Genomic DNA, 15105 nt, shown 5'->3' with positions numbered 1-15105 from the left:
TCAGATGTCGATGGCCACGATCTTGCGGATCATCGCGTAGCCCAGCAGCAGCATCACGGTGATCACCGCCAGCACGGCCCAGCCGATCTTGGTGGAGAACAGCAACCCCATGGTCGGCTGCATCAGGTAGAGCACGCCCATCAGCAGCAGCGGAAACAGCGTCATCACCAGCCCCTGAATGCGGCCCTGCGCGGTGAGCGCCTGGATGCGCCCCTCCAGAATGGCCTTGCGGCGCAGCGTCTCGGCCAGCACCTGCAGCGGCTCCGACAGGTTGCCGCCGACCTCCTTCGATACGCGCAGCGCCACCACCACCAGCACGAAGTCCGGAATGGCCAGGCGCTGCGACATCTTCTGGATGGCATCGTCGAAGCTCACGCCCAGGCGCTGCTCCTTGAGCACCAGGCCGAACTCCTGGCCCAGCGGGCCCACCTGGTCGCGCACGAGGACCTGAATGGCCACCGAGAGCGCACTGCCCGCGCGCAACGCGCTCGCGATGAACAGCAGCGCATCGGGCAGCTCCGATTCGATCTGCTTCTTGCGCTTCTTGCGCTGCCATGCGAACCAGCGCGCGGGCAAGAGATAGAGCACCAGCGCCGCCACCACGCCGCCGATGAGGTTGCCCGAGATGAGCCAGCCGATGGCGCCGCACAGCGCCACCAGGAACGCATGGCCCGAGGCGAACGCCACCGCATGCTGCGCCTGGAACTCCGAGAGGTTCAGCGTGCGGCGCCCGCTCGCCTGCAGCTTGGACATCATCTTGCCCACCAGCTCCGGCGAGCGCTGCAGCAGCAGGTAGCCGCACAGCGTGATGAAGCCCATGCCGCAGAGCACGGAAGCCAAGAGGATCATTCCCTTCATGGCACGGTCTCCCCGAAGAGGTATTCGAGATCGAGCTTCAGGCCGTGCTCCTGCAGGCGCGTGAAGAACTCGGGCACGGTGCCCGCGGCGGTGAAGTGGCCGACGGTCTTGAACGTCTCGTCCACGCCGGTCTTTCGGAAGGCGTACACGTCCTGCATCTGGATCATGCCGTCGGCAAAACCGGTGATCTCGGTGATCTGCGTGACCTTGCGGCTGCCGCACGGAAAGCGCGTGAGCTGCACGATCAGGTCCACCGCCGAGGCGATCTGCTCGCGGATCGCGGCCACCGGGATGTTCATGCCCGCCATGGTCACCAGCACCTCCAGCCGCGACATCGCATCGCGCGGCGAGTTGCTGTGCAGCGTGGTCAGCGAGCCGTCGTGGCCGGTGTTCATGGCCTGCAGCATGTCCAGCGCCTCGCCGCCGCGGCACTCGCCCACCACGATGCGGTCGGGCCGCATCCGCAGCGAGTTGCGCACCAGGTCGCGAATCGCGATGGCGCCCTTGCCTTCGATGTTGGCCGGCCGCGATTCCAGCGACACCAGGTTGGGCTGGCCTAGCGAGAGTTCGGCCGCGTCCTCAATGGTCACGATGCGCTCGTTGGGCGGAATGAAGTTCGACACCATGTTCAAGAGCGTCGTCTTGCCGGTGCCGGTACCGCCCGAGACGATGATGTTGAGCTTTTCCTCGACCGCGATGCGCATGAACTCCACCATCTGCGGCGTGATGGAGCCGGTGCGGATCATCCCCTCGTGGCCCATGCGGTTCTTCGGAAATTTCCGGATCGTGACGCTGGGCCCGCGCAGCGCGAGCGGTGGAATGATCGCGTTCACGCGCGAGCCGTCTTTCAGGCGCGCATCCACCATCGGCGAGCTCTCGTCGATGCGCCGGCCCAGCGGCGTCACGATGCGCTCGATGGCGCCCAGCACCGCGATGTTGCTGGTGAACGCGACGTTGGTGCGCTCCAGCCGGCCCGCGCGTTCGATCCAGATCTCGTCGAAGCGGTTGACCATCACTTCGGTCACGCTCTCGTCTTTCAGAAGCACTTCCAGCGGGCCGAGGCCGATGGCTTCGTCGAGCAGCTGCTGACTCAGCAGGGCGCGGTCCAGTTCGGGCGGCAGTTCGCGCGTGTCGCGGATGATCTCGGCGATCAGCGCGCGGATGTTGGAGCGCAGCTCCTCGTCCTTCATCTGCGCGGTGTCGATGCGGCGGTTGTCCAGCTGCTGCAGCAACGTGCGGTGCAGCGAGCGGCGCCACTGCAGCAGAGGGTCTTCGATGGCCAGCGATGTCTCGGCCATCTGCGCGGCATCGGCCGCCTCCTGCGGATCGACGCCCGCGGGCTTGAGCGCGGTATCGAGCGATACCACCAGCGTGTGGCCGCCGATGATGATCTCCTCGCCGCCTTTGAGCGGCCCGAATCGCGTGACGCGGTTGCCGTCCACCCAGGTGCCGAAGAGGCTGCCCAGGTCCTGCACGAACACCTCTTCATCGTGCAGCACGAACTGCGCATGCAGCTTCGCGACGTTCCAGCCCGACAGCACGATGTGGCTTGCCGTGTCCTTGCCGACCTGCAGTTCCGCGACATCGATCGCGACCTCGCGCACGGCCTGCTGCGGAGAGTTGACGAAGACCTTGTGCATGGCGGCGATCAGGGAGCGACGGGCTGGCCGGGCGTGCCGGCCGGGATGCCGCCGATGTCGGCGGCGGCGGGCGGCGGACGCGTGCCGCCCGGGTCGGACTTGTCCTCGGTCAGCGTGCCGAAGTTGCTTCCCACGTCTTGCTCCAGCTGGCGCGAGCGCTCGATGCGCTGCCGGCTGTCCGCCGGGCCGACCACGCGCGGCGTGATGAACACCACCACTTCCTGTTCCTTGTCGGTGTCGTTGTCGGCGCGGAAGGCGCGGCCGATGATGGGCGCCTTGCGCAGGCCGGGCACGCCGTCGCTGGAGCGCGTCGATTCGCGGCTCAACAGCCCCGACAGCACGATGGTCTCGCCGGCCTTCACGTTGAACTCGGTGTCGGTGCGTCGGATCAGGAGGCCCGGAATGCCCTGCACCGCCACGCTGCGGTCGATGCTGCTCACCTCGGTGAGGATGCTGCCCGACACATTGCCCTCGCCATCGGCAATGGGCTTGATGTTCAGCCGCACGCCGTAGGGCTTGAACTCCACCGAGCCCGCGCCCTGCGTGCTCAATGCGGGCAGCGGGATCTCGCCGCCGGCCAGGAACTTGGCCTCGCCGCCGCTGCGCGTGGAGAGGTTGGGCGATGCGAGCAGGAACGCATTGCCGCGCTGCACCAGCAGGTTGATGCGCGAGGTGAGGCTCAGGCCGATGCCGAAGTAGGCCTCGGGCATGCGGCGGTTCTGGCTCAGCAGGTTCTGGCCCTGCGGCGTGGAGCTGTTGAAGGCCGAGCCGTCGGGAAGGATGCGGTAGCTGCCGCTGGAAGCGATGTCCGAGAACAGGCCGAAGTTGAAGCCGTCGCCCGAGCTCTGCCAGCGCACGCCCAGGTCATCGAGCGCGGTCTTGCTGAACTCGACGATGCGCACTTGTATGTCGACCATGCGGTCCACGCGGATGCGGTCGGCCGTGGCCAAGGACACCACCGCGGGCGCATACAGCTGCGCCACGGTGTTCAGGCGCTCGACCGCAGCGGGATCGAGGCTGTTGCCGTCCATGATGATGCGCTCGCCGATGCGGCGGATGTTCACGCCCGAGATGCCGTGCGTGATCTCGCGCAGCTCGTCGGCGATGCGGTCCAGGTCGACCACGTTCACGCGCACCTTGAGCTTGCGCACGGTGCCGTTCTTGTCCCAGACGTGCAGCGTGCTGTCGCCCGCGTCCTGCGCGGTGATGAGCATGTTCGCGCCGTCGAGCACGCGCGCCTCCAGCACCTTGCCGCTGCCGATCGCCACGCGGGCCACACCCGGCATCTTGACCAGCACCATCTGCCCCACGTAGAGCGTGAGCGTATCGGGCAGCCGCTGCAGCACGGTGGCGCGCGCGGCGATGCGCTGCAGCTCGGCCTCGGTGATGGACGCCTGCGCGGGCGGCGGCGCGGCGGGGCGGATGCCCGGGGAGCGTTCGGTGGCGGCAGAAGCCGAGGGCCCCGCGGGCAGCGGCGAGAAACCGGGGGGCGCCACGCTCGTGCCGGAAGGCATCGGCAACGGCGCGGCCGCGGCTGCCGCCGCAGCGCCGGGGCGCTGCCCCTGCGCCGTGGCCTGGAAAACAAGACACAGCGCCGTCGCTGCCAAGGTGCATCGCTTGAGATTCATCGAACTTCTTCAGGAGATCAAAAAAACGAACGCCCGTCGGGGCGACGGGACTTCAGCGCAGCGATGGATCGCCCGGAGGCAATGCGGCACCCAGGCCGGGCGCGTTCATGCTGCTCCGGTTGCCGGCGCCGCCGACGATGTATTCGACGCCGGGCGGCGCCGGCGCATGGGAGACCGCGACCGGGCGCATGCGCTGCGGCCTGAAGCCGCTCACGATGGCGTCCAGGTCCACGGCATCGACGCCGCTGGTCATGGTGGCGCGGTCGTCCGGGTTGCGCAGCGTGGCGATGATCTTTCCGAGGCGCTGCGCCAGGATGAGCTTCTGCGCATCCTGCGGCTGGATCGCCACGGTGACGGTGGCGTAGCGCTGCTGCGCGTAGGGGTCGGTGTCGGCCGAGACATCGGCGCGCTTGCGCATCGCGGCGAACTGCTCCGAGGTGATCTGCCCGGTGGCGCGCACCTCCACGTCCTGCAGGAGCGGCACCACCACCGACGGATCGTTGGCGGCATTCTTGTCGACCACGTACATGAAGTCGATGCGGTCGCCCGCGCGCAGCATGCCCGAGATGGAGCTGATCTCGTCCACCGGAATGGTGATGGCCCGCACGCCCTGCTCGATCTCCTGCGCGAAGACCTTGCGCGGCGTGGAGAAGAACGAAGCCAGCAGCGGCTTGCCCGCGGCCACCGGCACGGTGAGCTGGCGGCCCGCGAACTGCGCGAAGGTCTCGGGCGTGAGCGCGTCGTTGTGCACGTACTCGTTGGGCACCGAGCGCTTGGCCACCATGCCGGGCAGCACCGTGGTGCCGTCGCCCAATGCCTGGCGCGCCACCACCACGTCGCGGCGCTGGCTGTCGGCGTCTTTCTCGAGGCTGGCGGCGATCTCGCGTTCGCTTGCCCGAAGGTAGTACCAGCCCAGGCCCGCGGCCATCAGACCGAGCAGCAGCGCGCCGATCAGGGGGGACAGCCGCTTGAGGCTTTGCTTGAACTTCAGAAGTCCCGGAGATGGTTTCATGCCTGGCTACAAAGGATAGGAAAGGGTGTACGAGTAAGTCGCCCAGGCATCGCGAAAGGCCTTGATGAGCAGCGCGATCACCGAGCGGTCGGCGCCCGGGAAGGTGGCGAAGAGCATCACGGCGAGGATGCCGGCGACGATCACGTATTCGGCGATGACCTGGCCGCGCTGGGCGTGGCAGGAAGAAGGGGCGCGTCGAGGACGGCGGTGGCGTGGACGCATGGCGCTCGCGTTCATTCCGGGGTGGTCTGGCTGGCGACGATGAAGTAGGCGCCATCGTTCCTGGAGATGGTCACGGCCATCTCTTCGTTGCCCCGGCGGAACACCAGCGCCGAGCGCGTGCCGCCCTCGACGGTGCGGTCCTGCAGCAGCGACCAGCCCAGGCGGATCATCTGTTCGCGCAGGTACAGCGCATTGGTCTCCACGCTCACGTTGTTGGTGACGACGATGGTGCGGTTGCGCTGGCCCTCGTCGTAGGAGAGCGTGTCCGACACCACCTGCGAGCCGGCCGGGCGCGGAAAGCCCTTGCCGATGCGCTCGGCGCGCTCGCGCAGGCTCTGCTCGTTCCTGACTTCGTCGTAGACCACCGCCGCCACCAGCCGGCCCACCGTGCCCGAAGGCGCCGCGCGCAGCTGCACCGTGACCTGGTACAGGCCCATCCGCGCGCCAAGCACGCGCATGGGGCCGACGGTGCTCACACCGTAGCCGGTCTTGTCGGCCATCCACTTTTCGTAGAAGCGCGAGACCACCTCCATCGGGTCCGTGGACTCGATGCCGCGGATCTGCATGGGGATGGTGTTCTGCTCGATGTACTCGGCGATCCAGAAGGTCTTGGCGCCCGAGGGAGACGGAATCGCCGGCCAATCCATTTGCGGCGGTGCCGCGGCAGCCACGCCGGGCAGGCACAGGCAGAGCCAGCAGGCGGCGAGCATCCATCGCAGGAGCGGCGCGGGCACGGTCATCAGGGCAGCGTGTTGACCACGGGGGTCGGCGGGAAGGCGCGGTAGTAGCGGAAGTGGTCCTTGACGCTGCCACCGTTCGCCTCGCCGTCGCCGCCGGTCTCGCCGGTCGCTCCGGGCGGAATGCGCTCGAAGCGGTCCAGCGGTGTCTTCTCCAGGGCGTCGCCCGGCGTGAAGCCCATGGTGAGGTTGTTCATGTCGAAGGCCGGATAGATCTGCTTGATCTGGTAGGCCGTCTGGTGCATGCCGCCGCGCAGCTGCTGGTAGAAGGCGCCGTCCAGGAGCTTCATGGGCACCAGGCCCTGGATCTTGGTTTCCTCGCGGTTCGTGCCGCCGGCGTTCCAGGCTTCGGTGAGCATGGTGACCTGCTCGCTCATGTCCAGCGCGGGAACCATCGTGAACCTGGTGTTGGTCTGGCTCACCTTCACTTCGTGGCGCAGGTAGCCGCTGCTTACCATCTGGAACTTGCCCAGCGGCCCCGTGATCGCGTTGGCCCCCAGCGCGGCCTGCGCCACGCGGATACCGTCGAACACCACGTCGCTCGCATTGAGCAGCGACGGCATGGGCGCGGCCGTGCTCGATGCGGCGACCGCCGTGGTGCGCGGGTCGATCGCCGGCAACATCGGTTCGAACTCGGCGATGTCCGCGGCGTGGATGGAGATGCCGGGCGCCGAGCGGTCCAGGAAGATGTGGCGGCGCAGGTCGCGCGTGACCTCCGCATCGGTCTTCTTGACGGCACCCGACGCGCCCTTGGCTTCCGCGGCGGTGATGCCCTGCTCCTCGGGCATCCAAACGGTGCGCTGCCAGGCCACCAGCTTCGCGGCGGCCACGGTCTGCATGCGCTTGGTGCCGTAGTCGGCAATGGCCGGAATCGCGGCCAGCGTGACGGCGGCAAAGCTCACGATGAGCAGCGTCTCGACCATCGCATGGCCGGCGACCACTGCGGAAGCGGCGGCAGCGCTTGCATGCGCCGGGCGCCTGGACGGTCGTCGATGCGGGCGGGTCATGCGCGGGCCTTCTTCATCAGTTGCCGCTGTCTTCGTCGGCCGAGCCGCCGACGGCAGTTCCACCCATGGCGATGGCGCGCGCCCAGAGCGAGGGCTCCACGTTGTGCACATGCCAGTAGGGGCTGAAAAGGCTGCGGTGCTCGATGTAGCCGCCCGCGAAGCCCACGTTGTATTTGCCGACCGTCGAGGGATCGGCCACCGCGTTGTCGCGGCGCGCCCAGCGGTCCTGCGGCCGGCGGAAGTAGACCTGCGAAGTCGACACCGCCTTGATCTCGCGGCCCTGGAAGTTGTCGCGCAGGCCCGCCTTGCCGTCGGCCGCGGAGTTGCCGAAGCCGGCGACCTCGCCCGTTCGCACCTTGTCGCCGCCCTTCTGCACCACCAGCGTGAAGGCCGGGCCCTTGTCGGTGTTCTTGCCCCACTTGAGCGGGTTGGCGCCCTTGAAGCCGTTCTCGGCAAGCCAGTTGTCCGACTCGTTGGCCACCATCGGCGGATGGTCCTTGATCTCTGTGAAGCGGGGCATCGCCCAGCTCTTGGTGACGGTGCCGATGTCGGTGCGCGGGCTGTAGTGCAGCTTGGCGTTGAACACCAGCACGGCCATCGGGGCCAGCAGGAGCTCGCCGTTGCGGTCGCGGGCGGCGCGCTCGAAGGATTCGCGCTCCATGAATGCGGTGTCGCCAACCTCGCCGTTCAGCCCGCCGTAGGTGCGGCCCTCGCGGGCGTAGCTGCGCAGCGTGAGGCGCTGACCTTCCCAGCTCTTCATGTAGTTGGGTCCGCCCGCGGCGGCCGCGCCAGCGCCCAGGCCGAAGCGGCCGCGCACGATGTCGTCCCAGCCGCCGATGAGGTCGGTGTAGAGCACCCCGATGGGCAGCTTGATCTCGATCGAATCGGCCGACTGCCAGCGGATGCGCCCGGTCTCGTCGCCCACGATGCCTTCGGTCGCGACCAGTTCGGTGCCGCCCTTCCATTCGAGAAGCCCGCCCATCATGTCGCCGGTGACATCGCCGAAGCCCGGCGGCGTGGTCGGGCTGCTGGAAATCATGCCCTGCATGGCGCCGGACATGCCCGAGGCGACCCAGCCCAGGACGTTGGGCAGGAAGCGGCGATTCTTGGTCCAGTCGTCGCGCGTGGCCTGCGCCGCATGCGCGAAGCGCAGCACCTCGTTGTACTCGTCGTCGTCGAATCCGAGACTGCCCGACTGGTGGTAGGTCTTCAGATAGGTCCCCACGTCGGCCACGAACTTGACCACGAAGATCGCGGTCTCGGCCGGCGGGACCGAGGCGTCGGGGTCGTTGGCGTTGACCACGTCCTTCACCAGCTGCGGCAGCTGCGCCGTCGTGCCCACGAGCATCGCGACCTGGCTGGCCGAGATGCCCTGGTTGAACACGCGAAGGATGTCGGCCCCGATCTGCAGCGGCTTGGCCGAGGGCTCGACGAAGCCGGCGATGCGGTCGGCCGTGCGCTGCAGGCGCTGTGCCTTGAACAGGTTGCCCAGGTACTGCAGGAAGAAGATCGGGCCCACGACCGGGATGCGGCTGCGCTCCAGGTTGCGTATGCCCTTCATGGCCTCGGCGACCACCAGGCCCTCCTGGATGTTGGCCGCGCTCGTGATGAGCATGGCCATCGAGGTCTGCACGCTGGCCAGCGTCGCGATGCTCGCCTCGTTGGCGGCCATCGCGCGGTTGGTGTAGGCCATGTAGTTGAGCGCGCGTGCCGTGAGCACACTGGCGCTGTACGTGGTTGCGTCGGCCGTGTTCTGCAGCTTCATCTTCTCGCGCGCGGCGGTGGCGGTGTTGTAGACCACCAGCACGCTCAGGAAGATGATCGGCAGCATCGCCACCAGGTACACGATCGCCTGGCCCGACTGGCGGGCGGCGGTCGTGAACGGCCTCGAAGCGACAGTCACGGCCCGACTCACGCGGTGGCCGATCGCGTTACTTCGCGCCGTCCGCACCGCCCTTGGTGTAGGTGCTCATGTTCATGTTGACGTCGGCGTTGGTGGACGCCTTGCCGGCTGCGGCCTGCGCCTTGGTGACTTCGGCGGAGCCGGTCTTGCCGCCCACTTCCTGCGCCATGCCGGCGACCTGGTTGCGCATGGTCTGGCCGAAGAAACTGAACACGGCGATCGCGGCGATGGCGATGAGGCCCAGGATCACGAGGTACTCGGTCATGCCCTGGCCACGGATCTTGATCTTCGAGGCGATTTGGCGGCTCAGTGGGGTCAGGCGATGGATTTGCATGGGAGGAGTTCCTGAAAGGTGGCTGAAAGGATCAGCGGATCGTAGGGACGCTCCCGTCGGGTGTTCGATACACGTTTTGCGAATCTCGATACAAATTAACATTTGCAAAGCATTCGAAAATCGATCGAATTCTTTAGTTCTCCAAACTGCCTGCACCCTCGAAGCGAAGCTGGCTCTGCCTGCGAAATTCGGTCGGCGTGACGCCCTTGATCTCGAGGAATCGCCGGTTGAAGTTCGAGACGTTGTTGAAGCCGACCTCGTAGCAGATCGAGGTGACGTAGCGCTCGCTCTGCATCAGCAGGAGGCACGCCTTGTTCACGCGGACCTCGTTCACGTAGCTCAGGAAACTGTGGCCCGTGGCGCGCCGGAAGAGGCGGCTGAAGCGGCCCGCGCTCATGCCCAGCTCGGCCGCGATGTCGGCCGCGCTCAGGTCCTTCGCTGGGTCGTTGGCAATGCGCGTGACCACGTCGTTGATGGCCTCGATGCCGTGGTCTCCATCGGTCTGCATGCCCGAGAGCAGGCGGTAGTCGGTGCACATCGCCATGTCGGCAAGGAAGTCGCAGAACAGGCTGAAGCGCTTGAGGCCTCGCGCATCTTTCACACGGTGCCAATGCGCCTCCGCGGAAGCGGCCATGCCGAAGAACTCGATGCCGAGGCGCGCACGCTCGAGCATGCGCACGGCCTCCTGCAGTTCGGGAATGCGCTCGGCGGCTTCGAAGATGGGGTCTCGCAGGAACTGGATCACCAGGTCGCGCTGCGCCACGCCCTGCGCGGGGGCGTCCAGCGAGATCCAGTTGTGCGGCAGCTTCGGGCCGCACAGCACGAGGTGGCCGGGCTCGAACGAGCCGATCCAGTCTCCCACGAACGCTTGGCCCGAGGTGGCCACGATCAGGTGCAGCTCGTACTCCTCGTGGCAATGCCAGCGCGCGAGCGGCGTGGGAAAACCGTGCGCCAGGCAGCGCACCAGGCCCACCTCCGTCGACGGCTCGTAGCCGAGCTCGGGCGAGCGGGCACGCTCGACTTCGAGTTCGGGGAGCAGTTGACGCGGCGATCGTTGGCTGGAACTCGTCATGGCTTTTCGTTGGACTGACAGAAAACGACACGCCCACGAACCTGTAGCGCGTGGGCGGCACGGCGATGAAGCGGCAATCTTCGGGAGCGAACGAATCGGGCGCAGCGCTGGCTCGCGGCGGCGCATGCAGGGACCGGGTTCGCGCCGCGGAAGATATTGGCTAGGCCATGCAATTGCCAGACCCTATGCGAACCGCGGAGATCGGTATGCACGCACGGCAAACGCCGGACAGGGCGCACCAGACAACTGCCAGCGTTGTCTATACAGCCGGCTTTCGGTCCCACCTCCTGTGGAAAGCTTCAACCAAGTAGACGCGCAAGCGCTGGCTGTCTAGAAGACGGCGCGATGCTTTCGCGAAGTCGGTGTTTTTCGCGCTTGGGTGCCAGCCTATGCCGCAGCCAGCACCGGCTGGACCGTGACGCCGTGCACAGCCAGACGCTTGCGCATGGTCAGCACCGCCTGGTCCTTGCTGATGAGCAGCGCGCGCCGGGCCACCGCGAGATCGATGAAGACCTGGTCATCGGGGTCCTTGCACACGCACGGCGCACGCGGCGGTTTGTCGGCCAGCAGCTGCACGCGCGCGTCGAAGGCTTCGAGCACGCTGGCCGCCTGCATCTGCCGCTGGGCCAGCCGCCGCACGATCAGCGGATAGCCCAGCACCCGCGCGAGCTCGGTGCGCATGGGCGCGGTGGCGATCCAGCGCAGCTCGCCGGCCGCGAGCGCGGTCGCCAGCGGCGCGCAGTCGGGGTGGTCGAACACGAACAGGTCGAGGGCGATGTTGGTGTCGATGACGACGAAGCCGGATTCTGGAAGGAGCATGGCGGCGAGAGAAAGAGCGCCGATGTTGCACCATGCGCGGCGCAAGGCCGGCGCTGTCGTTCAGCGCATGTCGCCCGAAACTATTTGCGCGCGGAGCCTGCGACCATGTCGAAGCGGAACAGCCGGCACTCGATCGGCCCGTTCCACATCGGCACGCGGCGCGATTCCTTCAGGCGCATCTGCTTGGGCAGCTTCAGGTCAGGCGTCAGAACCCAGGCCGTCCACCCGGCATAGTTCTTCTTCCAATGGGTGGCCAATTGAGGGAAGAACTCGCCGCCGTCGCCCTCTTCGGTCTGCGCCGATTCGCGGGCGCCGGAGCGCCCCGTGCCGGCCACGCCGCCGACTTCGATCCGTTCGCCATAGGGCGGGTTGAGCATGATCACCCCGCCCTCGGCCGGTGGCATGCGCTGCAGCGCATCGCCGCCGCGGAACTCGATGGCATCGGCGACGCCGGCGCGCTCCGCGTTGCGCTCGGCAAAGTCGACCATGCGGTGCGACACGTCGGAGCCGAAGATCGCGACGCTGCCCGGCTTCACGGCCGACGCGGCTTCTTTCTTGATCGCGTCCCACACGTGCGCCTGGAACGGCAGCAGCTTCTCGAAGCCGAAGCGCCGCAGCGATCCGGCCGCGATGCCGCGCGCGATCTGCGCCGCCTCGATGGCGATGGTGCCGCTGCCGCAGCAGGGGTCGTACAGCGGCTCCTCGGCCACCGCGCCGGTCTCGGGGTTCCACCAGCCGCTGGCGGCCAGCATGGCGGCGGCCAGGGTTTCCTTCAGCGGGGCATCGCCCTTGTCCTGGCGCCAGCCGCGCTTGAAGAGCGGCTCGCCCGAGGTGTCGATGTAGAGCGTGCAGTGTTCGGTGGTCAGGTGGGCGAACACGCGGGTGTCGGGCCACTGGGTCTCGATGCTGGGGCGCACGCCGTTGGCCTTGGCGCGGAAGCGGTCGGCAATCGCGTCCTTGATGCGCAGGGTGGCGAAGTTCAGGCTCTGCAGCGGGCTGTGCTGGGCGGTGGTCTCGATCTTGAAGGTCTGCTTGGGCGTGAACCAGATCTCCCAGGCCACGCCGCTTGCGATGGCGTACAGGTCGTTCTCGTTGCGGTAGGGCGCATGGGCCAGCTCGACCAGCACCCGCTGCGCGAGCCGGCTGTGCAGGTTGAGCTTGAGGGCGTCGCGCCAGTCGGCGCGCACCCGCACGCCGCCGCGCAGCGTGAGCAGGTCTTGCCCGACGCGGCCCGTGAGGGCGTGCACCTCTTGAGCGAGAAATTCCTCGACGCCGGCGGCGCAAGGCAGGAAAAAGGAGAGATCGTTCACGGGAAATTGGCCATCGGGAAGCCCGACTAGGGGGACTCCATTGTCGCCGCGTCACAGTCCTTCTCTATATAGTCGATTTGCCGATGACTCCCACCCCCGCACCATCTGTCGCTTCGGCCACCGCCAACAGCGACCGCTTCGCGATTCAGTGCGAGGTGCTGCGGCTCTCGATCCGTCCCATCGGCCCCGTGCTGCTGGTGCAATACCTGCTGAACTGCGGCGTGGCGGCGCTCTTCGCCTGGCAGTACTCGCTCACGCGCGCGCTGGTGTGGATCGCGCTCATCACCGGGGTGACGGTGATGCGCGGCTTCTTCCCCCAGCGCCTGCCCGATCCCTTCTCGCCCGAGAGCCTGCGCCACGCGCAGCGCGTGCACACGCTGCGCACCGCCGTCTGGGAACTGGCGCACGGCCTGGCCGGCGTGCTGCTCTTCAACCCGGAGCGGCCCGACCAGCAACTGCTGCTTGGCCTGATGCTGATGGGCATGACGCTGTCGTCGGCGTTCTCGGTGTCGTTCTACACGCCGGCCACGCAGTTGGCGATCACGGTGCTGCTCGCGCCGGTGATCGTGACCGGCCTCTCGCTCGGCGCGCCGACCATGATGGCCGTCTCGGTGATCGGCATCGGCCTCACGGCCATGATGTGGAAGCTGGTGGCCGAGCGCTCGCGGCAGCTCGAGGAGAACATCGGCCTGCGCCTGAACGAGCGCACGCTGCGCGAACAGGCGCTCGCGGGCCTGCGCGCCTCCGAGCAGGCGCAGGCCGAGCGGCTGCGCTTCTTCTCGGCCGCCAACCACGACCTGCGCCAGCCGGTGATGGCCATCGGCCTGCAGGCGGAGGTGCTGTGCCAGCAACTGGACACCGGCGCGGACACCGCTGCGGTCCAGCACACCGTGGTTTCGCTCGCGCGGGCGCAGCAGGCGCTCGAAGGGCTCACCAACCAGTTGCTCGAGATCGGGCGCATCGAAGCCGCGGTCGATCCGCTGCGGCCGGTGGCGGTCGCGCTGGCGCCGCTGCTGCAGGATCTCGCACGCCAGGCCGGCAACGGCCGCGTGACGGTGCGCTGCCCGGCCGGCGCCGTCGCGTGGACCGATGCGGTCTCGCTTCGGCGCGTGCTGGCCAACCTGGTCGACAACGCCGTCAAGTTCACGCCGCGCGGCCGCGTGCTGCTGGCGGTGCGGACGCGGCATCGGGGCACCGAGCGGGCGTGGCGCGTCGAGGTGCGCGACAGCGGCATCGGCATCGCAGCGGATTCGCAGGCACGCGTGTTCAACGACTTCGAGCAGATCGGCAACGCCGAGCGCAACCTGCAGCACGGCCACGGGCTGGGCCTGGCGATCGTGCGACGGCTGGCGGCACAGCTGGGCATCGAGGTCTCGCTGCGCTCGGCGCCGGGGCGGGGCTCGGTGTTCGGCTTCGAACTCCCTGCGGCCCTGGGCTACGGCGCGGCGGCGATGCAGGCCGCCCCTGCCCCGCTGGCCGCCCCCGGTGCCGCGCCCACGCTGCACCCCGGGCTCGCCGTGCTGGTGGTGGAAGACAACGCGGTGGTGGCCGACAGCCTGTTCGCACTGCTGCGGCAGTGGAAAGCGAAGCCGCGCGTCTATGCCAGCGCCGCCGAGGCCCTGGCGCTGGCCGACCTGCAGGCGCTCGACGTGGCGCTGTGCGACATCCGCCTGCCGGGCGCGCTCGACGGCATCGCGCTGGCGGAGCGGTTGCACGATCAGAACCCGGCGCTCACCATCGCGCTGATTTCGGCCGACATCAACGAGGCCACCCAGCGCCTGGCCACCGAGCGCGGCTGGCACGCGCTGCGCAAGCCCGTGCAGCCGGACGAACTGCGCGGCGTGCTGCTGCGGGTCCCGCGGCGGACCTGACCTGGCCGGCCGGCCGGGCTGGCACAGGCCATGCAAGACCCGGAAGCCACGCCTTCCGATATGCTCCGCGCACAGCCCGCCCGCGCTGCCCCCGATGTCCGCCGACACCCCTCTTCATCCCCCCGCCGCCGAGCAGCGCGGCCAACGCTATGGCCTCGTGGCCATCGTGCTGCACTGGCTGCTCGCGGCCATGATCGTCGGCTCGCTCGGCGTCGGGCTCTACATGACCGGCCTGCCCTTCTCGCCGCAGCGCATCAAGCTCTACAACTGGCACAAGTGGGCCGGCGTCACCATCCTGGTGCTGTCGGCGCTGCGGCTCCTGTGGCGGCTCTCGCACCGCCCGCCCGCCGTGCCGGCGCAGGTGCTGGGCGCCATGCCGCGCTGGCAGCTGGCGGGCTACAGGGCCAGCCATGCGCTGATGTACCTGCTGTTCTTCGCTGTGCCGCTCTTCGGCTGGGCCTACACCTCGGCACTGGGCATACCGGTCGTGTGGTTCGGCGTGCTGCCGCTGCCCGACTTCGTGCCGCTCGACAAGGACCTCGCCGAGGCCATACTCAAACCGCTGCACAAGGCAAGCGCCTTCACGCTGGCCGCCGTGGCGCTGCTGCACATGGCGGCGGCGCTCAAGCACCACTGGATCGACCGCGACGGCCTCTTGAAACGCATGTGGCCGGGACCACGCAACTGAAGGA

Annotated in this window: 14 protein-coding genes; 2 read left to right on the top strand and 12 right to left on the bottom strand. The window is 68.1% G+C overall.

The genetic code is table 11. The features are described from left to right. From M2282_RS26450 to M2282_RS26395, 12 genes are all read right to left on the bottom strand, one after another. Positions 1-858: a type II secretion system F family protein gene (locus tag M2282_RS26450; protein ID WP_280811756.1), complete on the bottom strand. Its 858-nt coding sequence runs from the start codon at positions 856-858 to the stop codon at positions 1-3. Then, positions 855-2498, bottom strand: a complete 1644-nt coding sequence (locus M2282_RS26445; protein WP_280811755.1) for an ATPase, T2SS/T4P/T4SS family — start codon at positions 2496-2498, stop codon at positions 855-857. The genes M2282_RS26450 and M2282_RS26445 overlap by 4 nt, the downstream gene beginning before the upstream one ends. Positions 2499-2506: 8 nt before the next feature. Further along, entirely contained in the window at positions 2507-4126 is a 1620-nt protein-coding gene (locus tag M2282_RS26440) for a type II and III secretion system protein family protein (protein ID WP_280811754.1), read from the bottom strand. Positions 4127-4178: 52 nt separating this feature from the next. Beyond that, complete coding sequence (gene cpaB / locus M2282_RS26435) at positions 4179-5138, bottom strand: Flp pilus assembly protein CpaB (RefSeq protein WP_280811753.1); 960 nt, start codon at positions 5136-5138, stop codon at positions 4179-4181. A 6-nt stretch (positions 5139-5144) separates the two neighbouring features. Then, positions 5145-5360 carry a hypothetical protein gene (locus M2282_RS26430; RefSeq protein ID WP_280811752.1) on the bottom strand — a complete coding sequence of 72 codons (216 nt, stop codon included), beginning with the start codon at positions 5358-5360 and terminating at the stop codon, positions 5145-5147. A gap of 11 nt (positions 5361-5371) precedes the next feature. Then, positions 5372-6100, bottom strand: a complete 729-nt coding sequence (locus tag M2282_RS26425) for a hypothetical protein (protein ID WP_280811751.1) — start codon at positions 6098-6100, stop codon at positions 5372-5374. Then, the gene (locus M2282_RS26420) at positions 6100-7104 is read right to left on the bottom strand and encodes a hypothetical protein (RefSeq protein ID WP_280811750.1); all 1005 of its coding nucleotides are present in this window, start codon (positions 7102-7104) and stop codon (positions 6100-6102) included. The genes M2282_RS26425 and M2282_RS26420 overlap by 1 nt, the downstream gene beginning before the upstream one ends. Positions 7105-7120: 16 nt before the next feature. Further along, positions 7121-9007 (bottom strand): pilus assembly protein TadG-related protein, encoded by a 1887-nt coding sequence (locus M2282_RS26415; protein ID WP_280811749.1) that lies wholly within the window; start codon positions 9005-9007, stop codon positions 7121-7123. Between the two features lie 28 nt (positions 9008-9035). Further along, positions 9036-9341, bottom strand: coding sequence for a Flp family type IVb pilin (locus tag M2282_RS26410; protein ID WP_280811748.1), 306 nt, complete (start codon positions 9339-9341; stop codon positions 9036-9038). A 133-nt stretch (positions 9342-9474) separates the two neighbouring features. Next, positions 9475-10413, bottom strand: coding sequence for an AraC family transcriptional regulator (locus tag M2282_RS26405; protein WP_280811747.1), 939 nt, complete (start codon positions 10411-10413; stop codon positions 9475-9477). A 387-nt stretch (positions 10414-10800) separates the two neighbouring features. Beyond that, the gene (locus tag M2282_RS26400) at positions 10801-11232 is read right to left on the bottom strand and encodes a putative toxin-antitoxin system toxin component, PIN family (protein ID WP_280811746.1); all 432 of its coding nucleotides are present in this window, start codon (positions 11230-11232) and stop codon (positions 10801-10803) included. Positions 11233-11312: 80 nt separating this feature from the next. Next, positions 11313-12542, bottom strand: a complete 1230-nt coding sequence (locus M2282_RS26395) for a THUMP domain-containing class I SAM-dependent RNA methyltransferase (protein WP_280811745.1) — start codon at positions 12540-12542, stop codon at positions 11313-11315. Positions 12543-12625: 83 nt separating this feature from the next. Here M2282_RS26395 and M2282_RS26390 point away from each other — a divergent pair, with 83 nt between their 5' ends. Beyond that, positions 12626-14413: an ATP-binding response regulator gene (locus M2282_RS26390; protein WP_280811744.1), complete on the top strand. Its 1788-nt coding sequence runs from the start codon at positions 12626-12628 to the stop codon at positions 14411-14413. Positions 14414-14507: 94 nt separating this feature from the next. Beyond that, positions 14508-15101: a cytochrome b gene (locus tag M2282_RS26385; protein WP_280811743.1), complete on the top strand. Its 594-nt coding sequence runs from the start codon at positions 14508-14510 to the stop codon at positions 15099-15101. The last annotated feature ends 4 nt before the right edge of the window (positions 15102-15105 follow it).

The organism is Variovorax boronicumulans, assembly GCF_029892485.1.
GTDB classification, from domain to species: domain Bacteria; phylum Pseudomonadota; class Gammaproteobacteria; order Burkholderiales; family Burkholderiaceae_C; genus Variovorax; species Variovorax boronicumulans_B.
The sequence above is the reverse complement of the archived record's forward strand: the minus strand, read 5'-3'. Positions and strand labels throughout refer to the sequence as shown.